Source organism: uncultured Jannaschia sp. (assembly GCF_947494025.1).
Lineage (GTDB): Bacteria > Pseudomonadota > Alphaproteobacteria > Rhodobacterales > Rhodobacteraceae > Jannaschia.
In genome coordinates this window covers 39,945-58,737 of the sequence record NZ_CANLTQ010000017.1, presented here as the reverse complement: position 1 = coordinate 58,737, position 18,793 = coordinate 39,945, and the positions used below count along the sequence as shown (strand labels likewise).

The window sequence follows — 18,793 nt, the reverse complement described above, 5'->3', positions numbered from 1 at the left end:
CGCTCAGTGAACGAACGACACCCGCTATGAAGAAGCAGGTGGACGCCAGTTCCTACACCATCTCTCGGGACACTACCGACGTCGACTTCGATCCAACGGTAGATCCTGCCACGCTGTTCGAGCGAGCGTATGGAGCGTCCGAGGCCGACCAAAAAACCTTCGCGGCGAGTATCACCAGAAGGCCATCGGACGATTCACCGCCCCACTTATGTCCTTTCAGCGTCCAACGGGTCGCCTCGACGAACCTCGGTTCTTCGCGGCCGCCGCGAAGCAGCATCGCGCCTTTAAGGAGTCGCAGTTGCCCCGGATGGTCGCATCGTCGCCTGACGAGGCAGCGCTGAAGGCGGAGCTCGAGCGCGCTACCGACGAAAAGATCGCCCTGATCGAGCAGGTCCAGCACAGCTACTTCGACCTTGGCCAGGCCGCCCAGGACAGCCAGCGCACGCCCTTCACGGGCGTGATGACGCGGGACACCTACACCAAGGCTGCCCATTTCGTTCTCTTGCGAGAGATGCTTCCGCCGGGCTGGTTCCGCCTGATCACGGAGATGGAGGGGCCGTTGTCGCGTGTCGTGCCGCACGTTTTCCGCGACGTGATCGAGAACGACGACCTCACCTGGATCGCAATGACCTTCGACAAGGGCGTTAAGAAGCCGGAGATGCTGGCGCGGATCGAGGCATTCCGGAAGCGGTTCGCGGCATTCACGTGGCGCTTCCACGACCGAGATCCGAGCGCAACGGATGGAATGACCAACGCCGACTACATGCGGGCCTTCATCGCCGAGGAGATGCGAACCAAGGTGCGTGTAGATCCCGATGGCGTCTGCTCGCCCTATCCAGGCTCAAACTACCGTGCGAAGCATATGCCCCAGGTGTGGATCGCATCGCCGATGCAGAACGCAGGAGAGACCAATCGGATCGTCGGCTTTCCCCTCATCCGAAAGGACCTGAGACGCGACCTAAAGGATCTGAGCTACACTGATGAGATCGCAGACCCCGACTCGCGAGCCCGCGTTGCCCGGCTGGTCTATACCGCAACGCTTCGGTCGGTCGCCACCTTCTTCGACTCGATTCGAGAGAGGACGAGCCCCGCCGCGCGTGCTGGCGGTCGAGGTGCCCGGTCAGGACCCAGCTACGTTAATGGCGCGTCGTTCAACCCGCGAGTCCTCATCGCGCTGCTCAACATCTTCCGAGTCTACTACAACTGGTTCGAAGAGAGGCCCTACGTGTCCGCGTGGAGCGGGCGCGCCGAGACCACGCCGGCTCCGCAAGGAACGACGAAGGCGCGCGTTCCGGGAACCGCTATGACCGTGGAGATCGAAAAGAGGCGCAGCAGCACACCAGTGAAGCGGACCCCGGCGATGCGGCTCGGCATCCAGGAAGAGCGAGCACACCCGAAGAGCGGTCGGCTCGTAATGCCGAGCCTCCATCGCGTGCTCTACCGCCCGTGGATCTTCTACGGCACCCCGATCTGGGAGAAGTTCGAGGACCCAGACGCCGACCTCCGACGCTCGAAGCTCCAGAGAACCAAGACCACCGCGTGAAGGAAGGCACCCCCGCGAAAGCGGAAGTGCCTAAAATGCTATCAGCTTTCTCTATGTCCCCAGGAGCGGAATGCGTCGCCGAAAAGCGGGGGTCTTGCGTCATTTCCGAAGGCGATCGATCAGTCTGCGGTCAGCAGGGGCGGGCGCTTGTTCGCGATCTTGGAAGGCCCCGGCTCGTCGATACGCAGATCCAGCTCGCCGTCCCTGACGCCGACCTTGACGACGCCGCCCTTGGCCAGCTTGCCGAAAAGCAATTCTTCCGCCAGTGGCTTCTTGATGTGCTCCTGAATCACGCGGGACAGGGGGCGCGCGCCCATCTTGTCGTCGTAACCCTTGTCGGCGATCCATTCGGCTGCCGCGCGGGTGAGCTCGATCGACACGCCACGATCCATGAGCTGCGCTTCGAGTTGCAGCACGAACTTTTCGACCACTTGCAGGATCGTGTCTTTCGGCAGCGGCGCGAAGCTGATGATCGCGTCGAGACGGTTGCGGAACTCCGGCGTGAAGGTCCGCTCGATCGCGGCCGTGTCCTCGCCTTCGCGGCGGTCGCGGCCGAACCCGATGGCGGCCCGTGCGGCGTCGGAGGCGCCGGCATTCGAGGTCATGATCAGGATCACGTTGCGGAAGTCCACGGACCGCCCGTTATGGTCGGTCAGCTTGCCGTGGTCCATCACCTGCAGGAGGATGTTGAACACGTCCGGATGCGCCTTCTCGATCTCGTCGAGCAGCAGGACGCAATGCGGATGCTGGTCCACCCCGTCGGTAAGCATGCCGCCCTGGTCGAAGCCGACATAGCCCGGAGGCGCGCCGATCAGGCGGGAGACCGCGTGCTTCTCCATGTATTCCGACATGTCGAAGCGAAGCATCTCGACGCCGAGCGTGCCGGCAAGCTGGTTGGCAACCTCGGTCTTGCCGACGCCCGTGGGCCCCGCAAAAAGGTAGTTGCCAATCGGCTTCTCGGGCTCGCGCAAGCCGGCCCGTGCCAGCTTGATCGCCGAGCTGAGCGCCTCGATAGCCGGATCCTGGCCGAACACGACGCGCTTGAGCGAGCCTTCCAGGTCGCGCAGCACCTCGGCATCGTCCTTCGAGACGTTCTTGGGCGGGATGCGGGCGATCTTGGCGACGACCGCCTCGATCTCCTTGGTTCCGATGGTCTTGCGACGACGCGAATCCGGAACGAGCGCCTGCGCGGCGCCGGCCTCGTCGATCACGTCGATCGCCTTGTCCGGCAGCTTCCGGTCGTTGATGTAGCGCGCCGACAGTTCTACCGCGGTCTTGATCGCCTCGGCGGTGTACTTGATCGAATGGTGATCCTCGAAATAGGACTTCACGCCCTTCAGGATCTTGACCGTGTCCTCGACCGATGGCTCGTTGACGTCGATCTTTTGGAACCGGCGCGACAGGGCGCGGTCCTTCTCGAAGTGCTGGCGGAACTCCTTGTAAGTCGTGGAGCCCATCGTGCGCAGCTTGCCGCCCGCCAGTGCCGGCTTCAGAAGGTTCGACGCGTCCATCGCGCCGCCGGACGTGGCGCCGGCACCGATCACGGTGTGAATCTCGTCGATGAAGAGGACCGCGTCCGGATGCTCCTCGAGCTCGGACACCACGGCCTTCAGCCGCTCCTCGAAATCGCCGCGGTAGCGGGTGCCGGCCAGAAGCGCGCCCATGTCGAGCGAGTAGATCGTCGCGCCGGACAACACCTCGGGCACTTCGCCCTGCACGATCTTGCGGGCGAGACCCTCGGCAATGGCGGTCTTGCCCACGCCCGGATCGCCCACAAGAAGCGGATTGTTCTTGCGCCGGCGGCAAAGCACCTGGATCGCCCGCTCGACCTCGTGCGCACGCCCGATGAGCGGGTCGATGTCGCCCTTCTCCGATTTGCGGTTCAGGTCGACGGTATACTTGGCGAGCGCGCTCTCGCGATTTTCCGACGGATTCGGACCGCTGGCCTCGGCATTGCCCTGGAAGCTTTCGGCCTCCTCGTCGGAGCCCTGGACGGGGCGGGGTTCGCCGAAATCGGGATCCTTGGCGACGCCGTGCGCGATGAAGTTGACCGCGTCGTAGCGTGTCATGTCCTGCTCCTGCAGGAAGTAGGCCGCATTCGATTCACGCTCTGCGAAGATCGCGACGAGCACGTTGGCACCCGTCACCTCGGTCCGGCCCGAAGACTGGACGTGGATCGCGGCGCGTTGGATCACCCGCTGGAACGCGGCGGTCGGCACGGCTTCGGAGCCGTCCACCTCGGTGACGAGGGTGGACAGATCGTCCTCGATGAACTCCTCGACCGTCTGCTTGAGTTCGTCGAGATTTACGCCGCAGGCCTGCATGACGCGGGCGGCGTCGGGCTCCTCGATCAAAACCAGCAACAGGTGCTCGAGGGTCGCGAGTTCGTGCCGGCGAGCGTTCGCCTGAGCGAGAGCCGCATGAATGGCTTGTTCGAGGGTGTTCGAGAACGAGGGCATGATGTTCTCCTGCCTGTCTGCGGTCAACGGAACTGTAGGCCGCGTTTCTTTAAGTTTTGGTTGTTGGCCCGAAGGCTTCAACCCCTTTTTGTCGTGCTTCGCCGCCCATGACCCGATTGTTATCCGGTAACACCCCGCGAATACGCATCAGAATGCGTCCTTCGCGGCACGGGCCGCGGCAAATGTCTCGATATCGGGTTCGCCGCCCGTGCCGGTCGCCGCTTTAATCGAAGCGACATGAGCCCGGAGAAACGGGTTTGTGTTGCGCTCGTCCCCGAGCGTCGACGGAACGGAAGGACGGCCCCTTTCACGCAATCCTTCGACCTCGGTAATCCTAGAAATAAGGAAATCGCTCTCCGGTTCAAGTGTTCTGGCGAAGGCCAGATTGGCGGCGGTGTATTCGTGCCCCGACGCGATCAACGTCGCATCCGGCAAGTCGGCGAATTGCGCGAGGGAGGCGTGCATCTGCGCGGCGGTGCCTTCGAACAGCCGGCCGCATCCGGCGGCCATCAGGCTGTCGCCGGTGAAGGCCACGCCGTCGAACAGGTAGGCGATGTGCCCGATCGTGTGGCCGGACACGTCGATCACCCGCGCCGTCTCGTTTCCGACCGCGAACGTATCCCCGGGTTCGAGCGCATGGTCGAGCGGGGGCAGGCGATGCGCGTCGGCGGCGGCGCCCCAAACTTCGGCGCCCGTTGCATCCCGCAATTCAGCCACCCCCTGCACATGATCGTCGTGATGATGGGTCAGAAGGATGTCCGTAAGGCGCCATCCGCGGCGGTCGAGCTCGGCGCGGATCGGGGCGGCGTCCGGCACGTCGACGACCGCGACCCGGTCGCCGGACCGGAACAGAAAGGCGTAATTGTCGCGCAGGCAGGGGATCGTCACGAGGTCGGTGGCAAGGGTCATGCAATTCTCCGTGGCTCGGTCTACCATGCCACGACGAACACGAAGGGCAACGCCGATCATGCATCTCGACGTGCTGGATCTCCGGCATTTCTACTACCGGACCCGGCTGGGCCGGGCGGCGCAGAAGGCCGTCCGCGACCGTCTCCTCGCGCTCTGGCCGGAGGCGAAGGGGCAGACCGTGGCGGGCTTCGGGTTCGCGGTGCCTCTCCTGCGGCCCTACCTCGCTGCGGCCCGGCGGGTCATCGGCCTGATGCCCGCGCCGCAGGGCGTCATGCACTGGCCGGCAGGCATGGCGAACGTCTCCACGCTGGTGGAGGAGACGCTCTGGCCCATCGACACGGGACTGGTCGACAAGCTCGTCGTCCTGCACGGGCTCGAGACGTCCGAGAACCCGCCCGCGCTTCTGGAGGAATGCGCCCGTGTGCTCGGCCCGGGCGGCCGGGCCGTGTTTGTCGTGCCGAACCGCACCGGACTCTGGGCGCGGCGGGACCGGACACCCTTCGGCTACGGACGGCCCTATTCGCTGAGCCAGCTGGAGGCGCAGGTGAAGGGCGCGGGGCTCGTGCCGGAGCGCCATGCCGCCGCACTCTTCGCACCGCCCTCGACGGGAAACTTCTGGCTGCGCTCGGGCGGCATGATCGAGCGGATGGGGCAGCGGCTGTCCCGTTCGGGCGGAGGTGGCGTGATCCTGCTCGAGGTCTCCAAGCAGGTCCCGGCCCGACCGCGCAACGGTCTTGCGGAACGCGTACGCCGTCCGCTCCGCGTGCTCGAAGGCGTGCCCGAGCCGACCGCCGGCCGCGTCCTAAGATGTTCGGCGGAACGCTAGGCCGTCGAGGCAGGCCGCCCGGCGTCGATTGTCGACGGGACCCTGGCGCCGGACATCGGCACGCGTCGCGTCCTCCGCCCCCGCAGCCGCGTCACGATGCCGACGACGCTGATGCCGACGAAAAAGACCTGAATCACGAGTGTCGCGACGTTGAAAGCATGCACGACGCTCGAGAGCACGAGCAGCGAAGCCGCGAGGTTCAGCGCGAAATAGCGCATCGTCGCGGGGCTCAGCACGCGCAAGGTTAGCAGGACGTAGTTCGTCACGTAGAGCGTCGCGCCGAGGATGCCGCAGATCTGCGTCGGGGCCGTGACGGACTGAACCATCTGTAACATGACGCAACTTCCCCCGGATTCGCCGGACCTCCGGCGCGCACCGTTCACAGCGTTCGGTAACATCCAGCCGCGACGCGTTCGAGTAAGGGTTTCCTCACGTCGCACAGCCCGGGCTCGCGACGTGGCGGCGACGGCGAACGAAGACCAGGGTCGCAGTTGCAGGGTCCCGACCCCTCTGCTAGTGGGAGCGCGATTTCGTGATCCGGCCCTTTTGGGGCTGGGTCTGACGTGGGCCGATCCCGGAGATTTCGGGGGCCGGAAAGACAGTCGAAAGGGTGGACGTGTCCGAACCAGCTTCGATCTCGACGGGGATAGCTCAGCGTTACGCGCAGGCCGTCTTCGAGCTCAGCCGCGAGGGGGACGCCCTCTCGAAACTCGAGGCGGACGTGACCGCGCTCGACGAGGCGATCCGTTCGTCCTCGGATCTGCGCGGGGTGCTCGTCTCGCCGCTCGTCAGTCGCAAGGAGCAGGGCGCCGCCCTGGGGGCACTGGCGCAGAAGATGGGACTGGGCGACGTTCTGTCGAACACGCTCCGTCTCATGGCTTCCAAGCGTCGTCTTTTCGTCGTGCCGAACATGGTTGTTGTCCTCAAGCGCATGCTGTCCGAAGAGCGTGGCGAGGTCACGGCCGAGGTCCGCACCGCCAAGGCGCTCAGCGAGGCGCAGGCCGGCAAGCTCGCTCAGGCGCTCAAGTCATCGACCGGCAAGGATGTCCGGCTCGACGTAACCGTGGACGACGCCCTGATCGGCGGTCTCGTGGTCAAGATCGGCTCGCGGATGATCGACATGTCGGTCCGCGCGAAGCTCAACGCACTCCAGAATACGATGAAAGAGGTTCGGTAATGGCGATCCAGGCTGCGGAAATCTCCGCGATCCTCAAGGACCAGATAAAGAACTTCGGCCAGGAAGCCGAGGTCGCGGAGGTTGGCCGCGTCTTGTCGGTGGGCGACGGGATCGCGCGGGTCTACGGGCTCGACAACGTCAAGGCCGGCGAGATGGTCGAGTTCCCGGGCGGCCTGCAGGGCATGGCCCTCAACCTCGAGAGCGACAACGTGGGCGTCGTCATCTTCGGGCCGGACGGCGGCATCAAGGAAGGCGACACCGTCAAGCGCACGAACTCCATCGTGGACGTTCCGGCAGGCGAGGGGCTTCTCGGTCGCGTCGTCGACGGCCTCGGCAATCCGCTCGACGGCAAAGGGCCGATCGAGGCCACGGAGCGTCGCGTGGCGGACGTGAAGGCGCCGGGCATCATCCCGCGTCAATCCGTCCACGAGCCGATGGCCACTGGTCTGAAAGCGGTCGACGCGATGATCCCGATCGGCCGTGGGCAGCGCGAACTCATCATCGGCGACCGCCAGACCGGCAAGTCCGCCGTCGCGATGGACACGATCCTCAACCAGAAAAGCTACAACGACGCCGCCGGCGACGACGAGTCGAAGAAGCTCTACTGCATCTACGTCGCCGTGGGCCAGAAGCGCTCCACCGTCGCGCAGCTCGTGAAGCGGCTCGAGGAATCGGGGGCGATCGATTACTCCATCGTCGTCGCCGCAACCGCCTCCGACCCGGCGCCGATGCAGTTCCTCGCGCCCTATGCCGCGACCGCGATGGCCGAGTATTTCCGCGACAACGGCAGGCACGCGCTCATCGTCTACGACGATCTCTCGAAGCAGGCCGTGGCCTACCGTCAGATGTCGCTCCTGCTGCGTCGTCCGCCTGGCCGCGAAGCCTATCCCGGCGACGTGTTCTACCTGCACTCGCGCCTCCTCGAGCGTTCGGCCAAGCTGAACGCCGATAACGGCTCGGGCTCGCTCACCGCGCTGCCGATCATCGAGACGCAGGGCGGCGACGTGTCCGCGTTCATCCCGACCAACGTGATCTCGATCACCGACGGCCAGATCTTCCTCGAGACGGAGCTGTTCTACCAGGGCATCCGTCCGGCCGTGAACACCGGTCTGTCGGTTTCCCGCGTGGGTTCCTCGGCGCAGACGAATGCCATGAAGTCCGTCGCCGGTCCCGTGAAGCTGTCGCTCGCGCAATACCGCGAGATGGCTGCCTTCGCGCAGTTCGGCTCCGACCTCGACCCGTCCACTCAGCGACTCCTGTCGCGCGGCGCGCGCCTGACCGAGCTCATGAAGCAGCCGCAATACTCCCCGCTGACCAACGCCGAGATCGTCTGCGTCATCTATGCCGGCACGAACGGTTATCTCGACAAGGTCGACGTGAAGGATGTGGGCCGCTGGGAGGACGGGCTCCTGAAGCATCTGCGCGGTCCCGCGAAGGACGTCCTCGACTATATCACCCGGGAGGATCCGAAGGTGAAGGGCGAGGCCGAGGACAAGATCAAGGCGGCGATCGACGATTACGCCAAGAGCTTCGGCTAAGGGGGCCCTCCATGCCTTCTCTGAAGGATCTCAAGAACCGCATCGCGTCGGTCAAGTCGACCCGCAAGATCACCAAGGCCATGCAGATGGTCGCGGCGGCGAAGTTGCGCCGGGCGCAGGACGCGGCGGAAGCGGCGCGTCCTTATACCGAGCGCTTCAATGCCGTGATGGGTCAGCTCGCCGCCTCTGCGGGCGGCAGCGATACCGCGCCGAGGCTCCTGACCGGGACCGGCGCGGACCAGACGCATCTGCTCGTCGTGATGACGGCGGAACGCGGATTGTGCGGCGGCTTCAACGCCAACATCGCCAAGCTCGCCAAGCAGCGGGCTGACAAGCTCGTCGCCGAGGGCAAGACGGTGAAGATCATCACTGTCGGCAAGAAGGGCCGGGAGTCGATGCGGCGGAACTACGGCCAGTACTTCGTCGATCACGTCGATCTGACGGAGGTGAAGCGGATCGGTTACGGCGACGCCTCGGCGATCGCGGCGGACGTGCTCAAGCGCTTCGAGGCGGGCGAGTTCGACGTCGCGACGATCTTCTTCTCGAAGTTCAATACGGTGATCTCGCAGGACCCGACCGCGCAGCAGATCGTCCCGGTGAAGTTCGATGCCCCCGAGGAGGGCGCCGGTGCGTCCAACCTTTATGACTACGAGCCGGGGGAGGAGGCGCTCCTCGCCGACCTGCTGCCGCGCGCGGTTGCGACGCAGATCTTCGCGGCGCTTCTCGAAAACGGCGCTTCCGAGCAGGGCGCGCGCATGTCCGCGATGGACAGCGCGACGCGCAACGCGGGCGAGATGATCGACAAGCTGACGATCGAGTTCAATCGCTCGCGGCAGGCGGTGATCACGAACGAGCTGATCGAGATCATCTCGGGAGCCGAGGCGCTTTGATGCCGGGCCGCGATCCGTCCGGTCGTCCGATCGACGCCTTCGGATCGCGGCGTCCCGCCCGCACGGGCGGCGTCCGGTGCATGCCGGGGAACCGGATGACGGGGCGCGGAACGGATGCGGGCCAGAACCCGTGTCCGGCCCCGCGCGACATCGCAGCTTTATAGTACGACGGGCCCCGCGCCCAGAAAACCGGAGACAACGACATGGCCACAACCGGCAAAATAACCCAGGTCATCGGCGCCGTCGTCGATGTGCGGTTCGAAGGCGACCTGCCCGAGATCCTCAACGCGCTGGAGACCGACAACCAGGGCAACCGCCTCGTCCTCGAGGTGGCGCAGCATTTGGGAGAGAACTCCGTCCGCACCATCGCGATGGACTCGACCGAGGGTCTGGTCCGCGGTCAGGAGGTGCGCGACACAGGCAAGCCGATCTCGGTCCCGGTTGGCGACGCGACGCTCGGGCGCATCATGAACGTCATCGGCGAGCCGATCGACGAGAAGGGCCCGATCGGCGCGGAAGAGACCCGCTCGATCCACAACCCCGCACCCGACTTCGCGTCGCAAGCCACGACATCGGACATCCTCGTCACGGGCATCAAGGTCATCGACCTGCTGGCGCCCTACGCCAAGGGCGGCAAGATCGGTTTGTTCGGCGGCGCGGGCGTGGGCAAGACGGTCCTCATCCAGGAGTTGATCAACAACATCGCGAAGGTGCACTCGGGCTACTCGGTCTTCGCCGGCGTGGGCGAGCGGACGCGCGAGGGCAACGACCTTTATCACGAATTCATCGACGCGGGCGTCATCAACATCGACGACCTCACACAGTCCAAGGTGGCGCTGGTCTTCGGCCAGATGAACGAGCCGCCGGGCGCCCGGATGCGCGTGGCGCTGTCGGGCCTGACCATGGCCGAGCAGTTCCGCGACTCGTCGGGAACCGACGTGCTGTTCTTCGTCGACAACATCTTCCGCTTCACGCAGGCGGGCTCCGAGGTGTCGGCGCTTCTGGGGCGGATCCCTTCCGCCGTGGGCTATCAGCCGACGCTCGCCACCGACATGGGCACGATGCAGGAGCGGATCACCTCGACCACGCGCGGCTCGATCACGTCCGTGCAGGCGATCTACGTTCCCGCGGACGACCTGACCGACCCGGCGCCGGCGACGTCCTTCGCGCACCTCGACGCGACCACCACGCTGAGCCGCGCGATCTCGGAGCTGGGCATCTACCCGGCCGTGGACCCGCTCGACTCCACCTCGCGCCTCATGGACCCGAAGGTCGTGGGCGAGGAGCACTACAAGGTCGCGTCCGACGTGCAGCAGACGCTGCAGCGCTACAAGTCGCTGCAGGACATCATCGCGATCCTCGGCATGGACGAGCTTTCGGAAGAGGACAAGCTGACCGTGGCCCGCGCCCGGAAGATCCAGCGCTTCCTGTCGCAGCCCTTCGACGTGGCCCAGGTCTTCACCGGCTCGCCCGGTGTGCAGGTGCCGCTTGAGGAGACGATCGCCTCCTTCAAGGCCGTGGTCGCCGGCGAGTACGATCACCTCCCGGAAGGCGCCTTCTACATGGTCGGCGGTATCGACGACGTGAAGGCCAAGGCCGAACGCATGGCCGCGGAGGCTGCTTAAGCCATGCGGTTCGAACTGGTCTCACCCGAGCGGCGGCTGGCATCGGTGGACGATGCCCGTGCCGTCCGCATCCCCGGCGCGGACGGGGACCTGACCGCGATGGCCGACCACGCGCCGACCATCACCTCCCTGCGTCCCGGCATCCTGACGGTCGAAGGGCCGAACGGCGAGGAGAGCTATGCCGTGACCGGCGGCTTCGCCGAGATCGGCGCGGGCGTCATCGTGCTTGCCGAACGCGCGCGTCATGTCGACGACGTCACGCAGGAGTTGTTCGACGATTGGGTCGCGGAGGCGCATCGGGCGCACTCCGAGGCCCCCGAGGACGGTGTGGATTCGGCGGCCAAGTTGCTTGCGGACATGGTCGCGATGGGTGGCCATATCGGTCTGAACTCGAACCAGGCCAATCTCTAGGCAGGGCCCGCGGGATCGACGGAAGGCCCCGGACTCACATCCGGGGCCTTTACCATTTCGATACCCCTCCGTCGGTATCGGATGGCTGGCCCGCCATCGCAGGGATGGCTGAGAGATCGGACGCGGTGCGCAAGCTTCAGAACCACCTCATCGGGATCTGTCAGGGCAGCGAGATTCTGTTCTCCCATTTCGAGGACGGCGGCGAGATGTGGACCGGTCGCGGCCCGCGCGAGGTCCGGCGTCGCGTCGCCTTCGACACGCCCTTCAAGACGCCGCCCGCGGTGATGACCGCCCTTGCGATGTTCGACATCGACGCGCCCACCAACGCCCGGGCCGATCTGAGTCATGCCACGGTCGACCTGTCCGGCTTCGATCTCGTGCTGCGGACCTGGGGCGATACACGGATCGCCCGCATCCGGGCCGACTGGACCGCGATCGGCGAGGTGCGGGGCGAAGACGAGTGGGACGTCGACTAGAATAGCATCAAAGGATGACGCGGTGTTCCGACTGTCCCTGAACGGGCATGTCGGTCGCGACCCAGGTGTAGCCGCCTCCCGGTTGATGCTCGAGCGCGCCGTCGGCCAGACCCTGCGTCGCCGAGGTCACGTACATGGAGCGCAGGTCGGCACCGCCGAAGGCGGGGCAGGTGACATGCGCCGCGCCGCAATCGAGCGCCGCACGGAACCTTCCGTCCGGTCCGTGACACGCCACGCGCCAGCCACCCCATTGCGCAACCCAGAGATTGCCCTCCGCGTCGCAGACCGCGCCGTCGGGGTTCAGCCCCACGCCGGAGAAGTCGGCGAAGATCTCGGGCTTTCCCGAGGGCCAGCCCGCCCGGTCGATCTGCTGCGTCCAGATGGTACCCTTGGCGGTGTCGGCGAAATAGGCCGTGTCCCCGTTTGGCGCGAAGCAGATCGCGTTCGGAATCGTGATATCGCGGAAGAGTTGGCGGACCTCGCCCCGGAAGTAGCGGTAGATCGCGCCGACCCCCGGTTCGGCGTTCTTGCCCATCGTGCCGATCCAGAAACCCCCGAGCGGATCGGCGCGGCCATCGTTGGACCGTGTTGCCCCGATATCGGCCTCCACGGGCGCGATCCGCTCCTGCGCGCCGGTTTCGATATCGAAGCGCCACAGCCCGGTCTCGCCCGCAACGAGCAGGGTCGTTTCGTCGACCCAGCCCCCGGCGGAAACCATCTCGTCCCATTGCCATTCGAGTGGTCCCGCCGCGGTCCGCGACAGCATGCGGGCGGCGGTGATGTCGAACCAGAAGAGCTGCTTCCGCAACGGATGCCAGAGTGGACCTTCGCCCAGCGTGCAGATTCGCTCGTCGAAATGATGCGCCTGGGTCATGCCCCGCGGCCCTGTTCCACGGCGCGGTCGTAGGTTTCGACGATGCGCCGCGCCCGGGCGGCGACCTCGTCGATGGACATGCCCGGCTTGTAGCAGGCGGTGCCGAGCCCGAACCCGTCCGCCCCGGCCGCGAGCCAATCCGCGAAGTTCTCCGGACCCGCGCCACCCACGACATAGATCTGCGTCCCCGCCGGCAGGATCGCCCGCATGGCCTTGAGCCCGCCCGGCCCGGCCATCGCGCCCGGAAAGAGCTTCAGGCCGGTCGCCCCCGCCCGAAGCGCGGCCAGGGCTTCCGTCGGCGTGAAGATACCGGGCCAGCTCTCCAGCCCCAGCGCCCGTGTGGCGCCGATCACCGCCGGGTCGCAGTTCGGGGACACGACGATCCGCCCGCCCGCCTCCGCGACGGACCGGACCTCGTCAGTCGTGAGCACGGTGCCCGCCCCGATGGTCGCCGCATGGCCGTGCGCCGCGACCATGCCCGCGATGGAGCGCAACGGCCCAGGCGAGTTCAGCGGAACCTCGATGATGGTGATGCCCGCGGCGATCAGTGCGCCGCATGCGGCAACGGCGTCGTCGGGCGTGATGCCCCGCAGGATGGCGATGATGGGTCGCGTCACGAGAATTCCCTTGCGGCGAGAAGGCCCGCCCGCGTCATTGCGTCCGCCGGCAGGACGATCGGCTGCAACCCCTGCGCGCGCAAGGCCGCGTCGTAGGCGGGCGTGGTCGAAGCGGACCCGGTCACGACGACCTCGCGGCCGAGCCACCACGCTTTCGTCGCCGCCAGCTCGGCTCCGATCAGAAGGCCCGACAGGATGGACCGTGCGGTCGTCGTGTCCTGGCCCAACAGAAGGTCCGCCGCGCGCAGCTCGAACAGCCGGGCGGTCAGCGTTTCCGGCCGCGAGATCGCGTCGGACAGCGCGTCGAGGAACGGCGCCTCGGACCAGCCCTCGCCGCCGAGCGAATGCCGCAGCACGCTCTGTCCGGCGAGCGTCGCGAAAATCTCCCCCGTCATCACGGTGCGGAAACTGACGATCTCGCCGGCGCTCACATGCGCCCATTTGGTATGCGTGCCGGGCAGGCAGACGGTTCCGTCGAACTCGGGGCGGTGGCGCAGGATACCCGCGATCTGCGTTTCCTCGCCGCGCATGACGTCGGGATGGGGGTTCGTCTGGCTGAGGCCCGGAACGATGCGGACGTCGAGATCCGGATCGCCGGTCGGGGCGCGGATCGCGCGGTCAGTCGGCGGCGAGCAGGGCACCGGGGCGTAGGGGGCCTCGATCCAGCCCTGCCGCGCGCCGACCATCCCGCAGGCGACGATTCTAGCCGGTCCGTCGAGCCAATCGCCTGCAAGCCTCCGCAACGTCGGTTCGAACATGTCCCGCGTCAAACGATTCATCCCGTCGTCGCTTTCGCGTGTGCCGAGCGGCGTTTCGCCCTCCATCAAGGTCAGGCGCAGGGCGGTCGTGCCCCAGTCTGCGGCGATCCAGCGGGTCATCCGGTCGTCACCACGCCGCCATCGACGGCCATTACTTGCCCGGTCATCATCCGGGATGCGTCGGAGCTCAGAAACAGGGTCGGGTTGACGATATCCTCGGGTTGCAGATGCGTTTTCAGACATTGGCGCTTCAGAAAGGCGGCAAGGCTCTCGGGATCGGCCCATCTTTCGAGTTGTCGTTCGGTCAGCACCCAACCGGGGGCGAGCGCGTTGACGCGGATTCCGTCCGCGCCGAACTCGCGGGCGAGCGAGCGGGTCATGCCGGTGATCGCCGCGTTCGCGCTCGTGTACACGGCGTAGCCCGCCGCGCCCATCATGTAGCTGATCGAGGAGAAATTGACGATGTGCCCGCCGCCCGCCGTCCGCATGCCGCGAATCGCGTGTTGGCAGGCGAAGAAATAGGCCTTCATGTTGATCGCGGCCGACCAGTCGTAGAACGCCTCGTCCACGTCCAGCGTCGGATGACGCTCGTCGTTGGCCGCGTTGTTGACGAGGCGCGTGACAGGTCCGTGCGCCGCGGCCGCCCTGTCGATCGCAGCCCGCAGCGTGGCGATGTCGGTGACGTCGCCCTGCAGGAAAAGGGGCGCGCGGCCCGTCTCCCCCTCCATCCGCGCGACAAAGGCGGACGCGTCGGACCGGCCGATGAAGGCCACGCGCGCGCCCTGCCGCAGGAAGCCCTCGGTCAGGCTGGCCCCGATCCCCGAACCGCCGCCCGTGACGAAGACCGAGGCGCCGTCGAGGTCGGGAAAGACTGGGCTGGTCACGTCATCGGGCTCCAGATGCGGCAAATCGCGGAAAGGCCCCTGATCAATGCCGGTTTCGCGGTTTGCTGTCGAGGGCCGGCGCCGCGCGTCCGGGCCGCGGCGTCGTGTTCCCTCGGGCGCAGGGTCGGGGGGATGCGCAGTTCGATCCAGGTTGTTGCTCCATGCGCTGTCCGGGCATTGGAAACACCCCCGCGAGGCGTCTCGCCCGCGGCATCGCCGCGCTATGGCCGATCCTTTCGGATGGCGCCGGGGGCAGGACGTCCAGCCGACGGCGGCGGGATCCGGGGCCTGCGCCGGGGGATCGCGAGCGGCGGCGTTTTCGCGCACCGACGCAAATCCGGGCCACGTGTTCCAAGTCGGCGGCCCGCGTATTAAAGCTCCCCGGAAGCGGAATGCGACGGCGCGAGGAGCGGCACGATGATCCTGATCACCGAATTCATGGACGAGACATGGGTGGCCTGGCTGCGCGCGCGGACCGACGTGATCTACGACCCGGAGCTGGTCGACCGACCCAACGACCTCGCCGCGAAGGCGAACGCCGCGGACGCCCTCATCGTGCGCAACCGCACGCGGGTCGGGGGCGCGCTGCTGGACGCGGGATTCACCTGCGTCGGCCGGCTCGGCGTGGGGCTCGACAACATCGACCTCGACGGCTGCCGCGCGCGCGGCATCGACGTCTTTCCGGCGACCGGGGCCAACACGCTCTCGGTCGCGGAATACGTCATCACGACGGCGGCGATGCTTCTGCGCGGAGCCTACGACCGGCGCGCGGCGATGGAGAGGGGCGAATGGCCGCGCGACGCGGCGGGGCAGGGCCGGGAGATCGCGGGCAAGACGCTGGGCCTGGTCGGCTACGGCGAGATCGCGCGGGCAACGGCGAAGCTTGGCGCGGCCTTTGACATGAAATGCCTGGCCTGCGACCCCTATGCCGACGACTTCCCCGGCGCGATGGAGGGAACCGAGCGTGAGGTTCTGGAGGAAAGCGACGTGGTGACGCTGCACGTCCCGCTGACGGACGAGACGCGGGGCATGATCGACGCGAAGGTTCTCGCGGCGATGAAGCCCGGCGCGGTGCTCATCAACGCGGCGCGGGGCGGGGTGGTCGACGAGGCCGCGCTTTGCGACGCGCTGCGTTCCGGGCATCTGGGCGGCGCGGCACTCGACACCTTCGCGCAGGAGCCGCTCGGCGCGGACAACCCGTTCGCGGACGTTCCGAACCTCGTCCTGACGCCGCATGTGGCGGGCGTGACGGCGGAGGCCAATGCCCGCGTCTCCGAGATGATCGCCCGGCGGGTGGCGCGACACCTGGGGCTGAAGGGCTGAGCCACGGCCGCGCGCGGGGGGATCGCATGGAACTGGACCGCTACACGATCACCGGGCACGGGCTGACGGCGACCTTTGTCGACTGGGGCGCGACACTCCTCGACCTGCGGCTCGACGGCCACGACGCTCCGCTGGTGCTGGGTCTGGAGAGGCCGGAGGATTACGTCGCCGGCCACGCGGAATACATGGGCGCGACCGTCGGGCGCGTCGCGAACCGGATCGGCGATGCCCGCTTCACGCTCGATGGCGCGACGTATCGGACCGATCCGAATTTCCGCGACCGGCACACGCTGCACGGTGGCGTGCACGGGACCGGAAACCGCCTGTGGAAGAGGGTCGACCGTCGCGACGATGCCGTCCGCTTCGCGCTCGACCTTGCGGACGGCGACATGGGATTCCCCGGCAGGATGCGGATCGAGGCGACCTTCGCCTGCGCCGCCGACGCCACGCTTTCGGTCCGCTACCGCGCAACGGCGGAGGCTCCGACGCCCTGCAACATCGCGCATCACAGCTACTGGAACCTCGACGGCAAGCCGACGCTGGCGGATCACGTGCTGACTGTCGCGGCCGACCGCTACGTCCCCGTCGACGACGACCTGATCCCCACGGGCGTCGCGCCGGTGGAGGGCACGGCTCTCGACTTCCGGCGGGGACGCGGCCTGCCGGGCGAGGGGCTCCTCGACCACAACCTGTGCCTGTCGGACGGCAAGGTCGCCCCGCGCGAGGTGGCCTGGCTGCGCGCCGGCAACCTCACGATGACCATCGCGACGGACCAGCCCGGCCTGCAGGTCTATGACGGCGCGCTTCTCGACGTGCCCGTTCCGGGGATCGGCGGGCGCAGCTACGGCCCACATGCGGGCGTAGCCATCGAGGCGCAGGGCTGGCCCGACGCGGTGAACCGCGACGACTTCCCGGACAACATCCTGCGTCCGGGGGAGACCTACGAACAGACGACAACATTCAGCTTCACGAAGGAATAGGACATGGCGTTCGAACGGTGGATGAAACAAGCGAATCTCATCGGCGGCGACTGGGTCGGCGCGGATGACGGCGCGACGGTCGATGTGACGAACCCGGCCGACGGCGCGGTGATCGGCACCGTACCGAAGGGCGGCCGCGCCGAAGCCCGTCGCGCGATCGAGGCGGCCACGGAGGCGTTCCCCGCCTTCCGCGACATGGCGCTGATGGAGCGGGTCGGTCTGTTGTGGAAGCTCCACGATGCGCTGATGGACAACCAGGCGGAGCTCGCGGAGCTGCTCACTGTCGAGATGGGCAAGCCGCTCGCCGAGGCGAAGGGCGAAATCGCGATCGGCGCGCAATACGTCCGCTGGTTCGCCGAGGAGGCGCGGCGCGCCAAGGGCGAGATCGTGCCCGCGGGGGTGAACGGCCGCCGCATCCTCGTCACCAAGCACGCGGTCGGGGTCGTGGGCATGATCACGCCCTGGAACTTCCCGTCCTCCATGCTGGCCCGAAAGGTCGCCCCGGCGCTTGCCGCGGGTTGCACCGTGGTCGCCAAGCCCGCGACGGCCACGCCCTATTCCGGTCTCGCCTGGGGCGCGCTCGCCGAGGAGGTGGGCTATCCGAAGGGCGTGGTGAACGTCGTCACCGGCTCCGCGCGGGAGATCGCAGGCGCGATGATGGAAAGCCCGGCGGTTCGCAAGATCACCTTCACCGGTTCCACCGAGGTGGGCAAGGAGCTGATCCGCGGCTCGGCCGACACGGTCAAGAAAGTCTCGATGGAGCTCGGCGGCAACGCGCCCTTCCTCGTCTTCGACGACGCCGACCTGGAGAAGGCCGTCGAGGGCGCGATGGTCTCCAAGTTCCGCAATGCCGGGCAAACCTGCGTCTGCGCCAACCGCATTTACGTGCAGTCCGGCATTCACGACGCCTTCGTGAAGCGGCTGGTCGAGCGTACGCGCGAGATGAAGGTCGGCGACGGGCGCGAGGCCGGGGTCGAACAAGGCCCGATGATCGACATGGACGCCGTGGAGAAGGTCGAGGGGTTCGTGGCCGACGCGCGGGAGAAGGGCGGCGAGATCGTCCTCGGCGGCGCGCGTCACGCGAAGGGCGGAACCTTCTTCGAGCCGACCGTGGTGACCGGCGCGACGCAGGCGATGCGCTTCGCGACCGAGGAGATCTTCGGCCCGCTCGCCCCGGTCTTCCGCTTCGACACCGAGGAGGAGGCGATCGCGATGGCCAACGACACGGTGTTCGGCTTGGCCTGCTATGCCTATACCGCCGATCTGGGCCGCGCCTTCCGCCTGAACGAGGGGCTGGCCTACGGAATGATCGGCATCAATTCCGGCCTCATCACGACGGTCGAGGCGCCGTTCGGCGGGGTCAAGGAATCCGGCCTCGGCAAGGAGGGCGGCTCGCAAGGCCTCGAGGATTACCTCGAAACGAAATACGTCTGCATCGACGGGATCTGAGAGTTTCTTCCGTGCATCCCGGGGAGGCGATACTCCCCGGGATGCCGATGCCGG

General features: G+C 67.0%; 18 protein-coding genes. 11 read left to right on the top strand and 7 right to left on the bottom strand.

Annotated features, from left to right (window positions below; translation table 11 throughout):
- The first annotated feature begins 298 nt into the window (after nt 1-298).
- A complete protein-coding gene (locus Q1B08_RS15515) occupies nt 299-1,543 on the top strand; it encodes a hypothetical protein (RefSeq protein ID WP_299820831.1) in 1,245 nt (414 codons plus the stop codon).
- A gap of 119 nt (nt 1,544-1,662) precedes the next feature.
- On the opposite strand, the gene clpA is transcribed toward Q1B08_RS15515, so the two are convergent.
- Both clpA and gloB read right to left on the bottom strand, forming a co-directional pair.
- Nucleotides 1,663-4,002 (bottom strand): ATP-dependent Clp protease ATP-binding subunit ClpA, encoded by a 2,340-nt coding sequence (gene clpA, locus Q1B08_RS15510; RefSeq protein ID WP_299820828.1) that lies wholly within the window; start codon nt 4,000-4,002, stop codon nt 1,663-1,665.
- A gap of 147 nt (nt 4,003-4,149) precedes the next feature.
- A complete protein-coding gene (gloB, locus tag Q1B08_RS15505; protein ID WP_299820825.1) occupies nt 4,150-4,911 on the bottom strand; it encodes a hydroxyacylglutathione hydrolase in 762 nt (253 codons plus the stop codon).
- 58 nt (nt 4,912-4,969) lie between these two features.
- Between gloB and Q1B08_RS15500 the strand changes: the two genes are divergently transcribed.
- Nucleotides 4,970-5,737 carry a methyltransferase domain-containing protein gene (locus Q1B08_RS15500; RefSeq protein WP_299820823.1) on the top strand — a complete coding sequence of 256 codons (768 nt, stop codon included), beginning with the start codon at nt 4,970-4,972 and terminating at the stop codon, nt 5,735-5,737.
- On the opposite strand, the gene Q1B08_RS15495 is transcribed toward Q1B08_RS15500, so the two are convergent.
- Nucleotides 5,734-6,072 carry a hypothetical protein gene (locus tag Q1B08_RS15495; protein ID WP_299820820.1) on the bottom strand — a complete coding sequence of 113 codons (339 nt, stop codon included), beginning with the start codon at nt 6,070-6,072 and terminating at the stop codon, nt 5,734-5,736. The genes Q1B08_RS15500 and Q1B08_RS15495 overlap by 4 nt on opposite strands.
- A 281-nt stretch (nt 6,073-6,353) precedes the next feature.
- Here Q1B08_RS15495 and Q1B08_RS15490 point away from each other — a divergent pair, with 281 nt between their 5' ends.
- The 6 genes from Q1B08_RS15490 to Q1B08_RS15465 all read left to right on the top strand — a co-directional run bounded on the left by Q1B08_RS15490 (nt 6,354) and on the right by Q1B08_RS15465 (nt 11,854).
- Nucleotides 6,354-6,914 carry a F0F1 ATP synthase subunit delta gene (locus Q1B08_RS15490; RefSeq protein WP_366140029.1) on the top strand — a complete coding sequence of 187 codons (561 nt, stop codon included), beginning with the start codon at nt 6,354-6,356 and terminating at the stop codon, nt 6,912-6,914.
- Nucleotides 6,914-8,452, top strand: coding sequence for a F0F1 ATP synthase subunit alpha (gene atpA / locus Q1B08_RS15485; RefSeq protein WP_299820814.1), 1,539 nt, complete (start codon nt 6,914-6,916; stop codon nt 8,450-8,452). The genes Q1B08_RS15490 and atpA overlap by 1 nt, the downstream gene beginning before the upstream one ends.
- Nucleotides 8,453-8,463: 11 nt before the next feature.
- Entirely contained in the window at nt 8,464-9,342 is an 879-nt protein-coding gene (locus Q1B08_RS15480) for a F0F1 ATP synthase subunit gamma (RefSeq protein WP_299820811.1), read from the top strand.
- A gap of 203 nt (nt 9,343-9,545) precedes the next feature.
- A complete protein-coding gene (atpD, locus tag Q1B08_RS15475; RefSeq protein ID WP_299820808.1) occupies nt 9,546-10,967 on the top strand; it encodes a F0F1 ATP synthase subunit beta in 1,422 nt (473 codons plus the stop codon).
- 3 nt (nt 10,968-10,970) lie between these two features.
- Nucleotides 10,971-11,378, top strand: coding sequence for a F0F1 ATP synthase subunit epsilon (locus Q1B08_RS15470; RefSeq protein ID WP_299820805.1), 408 nt, complete (start codon nt 10,971-10,973; stop codon nt 11,376-11,378).
- A 104-nt stretch (nt 11,379-11,482) separates the two neighbouring features.
- Complete coding sequence (locus Q1B08_RS15465; protein ID WP_299820802.1) at nt 11,483-11,854, top strand: H-type lectin domain-containing protein; 372 nt, start codon at nt 11,483-11,485, stop codon at nt 11,852-11,854.
- A gap of 7 nt (nt 11,855-11,861) precedes the next feature.
- On the opposite strand, the gene Q1B08_RS15460 is transcribed toward Q1B08_RS15465, so the two are convergent.
- Genes Q1B08_RS15460 through Q1B08_RS15445 form a run of 4 tightly spaced genes read right to left on the bottom strand, consistent with a single transcriptional unit; the run spans nt 11,862 to nt 14,987 of the window.
- The gene (locus tag Q1B08_RS15460; RefSeq protein ID WP_299820798.1) at nt 11,862-12,728 is read right to left on the bottom strand and encodes an SMP-30/gluconolactonase/LRE family protein; all 867 of its coding nucleotides are present in this window, start codon (nt 12,726-12,728) and stop codon (nt 11,862-11,864) included.
- A complete protein-coding gene (locus Q1B08_RS15455) occupies nt 12,725-13,345 on the bottom strand; it encodes a 2-dehydro-3-deoxy-6-phosphogalactonate aldolase (RefSeq protein WP_299820795.1) in 621 nt (206 codons plus the stop codon). The genes Q1B08_RS15460 and Q1B08_RS15455 overlap by 4 nt, the downstream gene beginning before the upstream one ends.
- Entirely contained in the window at nt 13,342-14,223 is an 882-nt protein-coding gene (locus Q1B08_RS15450) for a 2-dehydro-3-deoxygalactonokinase (protein WP_299820792.1), read from the bottom strand. Before Q1B08_RS15450 ends, Q1B08_RS15455 begins: the two co-directional genes overlap by 4 nt.
- Complete coding sequence (locus tag Q1B08_RS15445) at nt 14,220-14,987, bottom strand: SDR family oxidoreductase (protein ID WP_299820789.1); 768 nt, start codon at nt 14,985-14,987, stop codon at nt 14,220-14,222. The genes Q1B08_RS15450 and Q1B08_RS15445 overlap by 4 nt, the downstream gene beginning before the upstream one ends.
- 417 nt (nt 14,988-15,404) lie before the next feature.
- Here Q1B08_RS15445 and Q1B08_RS15440 point away from each other — a divergent pair, with 417 nt between their 5' ends.
- Genes Q1B08_RS15440 through Q1B08_RS15430 form a run of 3 tightly spaced genes read left to right on the top strand, consistent with a single transcriptional unit; the run spans nt 15,405 to nt 18,739 of the window.
- The gene (locus Q1B08_RS15440) at nt 15,405-16,310 is read left to right on the top strand and encodes a hydroxyacid dehydrogenase (RefSeq protein WP_299820786.1); all 906 of its coding nucleotides are present in this window, start codon (nt 15,405-15,407) and stop codon (nt 16,308-16,310) included.
- Nucleotides 16,311-16,336: 26 nt separating this feature from the next.
- Entirely contained in the window at nt 16,337-17,290 is a 954-nt protein-coding gene (locus Q1B08_RS15435) for an aldose epimerase family protein (RefSeq protein WP_299820783.1), read from the top strand.
- Nucleotides 17,291-17,293: 3 nt separating this feature from the next.
- Nucleotides 17,294-18,739, top strand: a complete 1,446-nt coding sequence (locus Q1B08_RS15430; RefSeq protein WP_299820780.1) for an NAD-dependent succinate-semialdehyde dehydrogenase — start codon at nt 17,294-17,296, stop codon at nt 18,737-18,739.
- Nucleotides 18,740-18,793 lie beyond the last annotated feature (54 nt).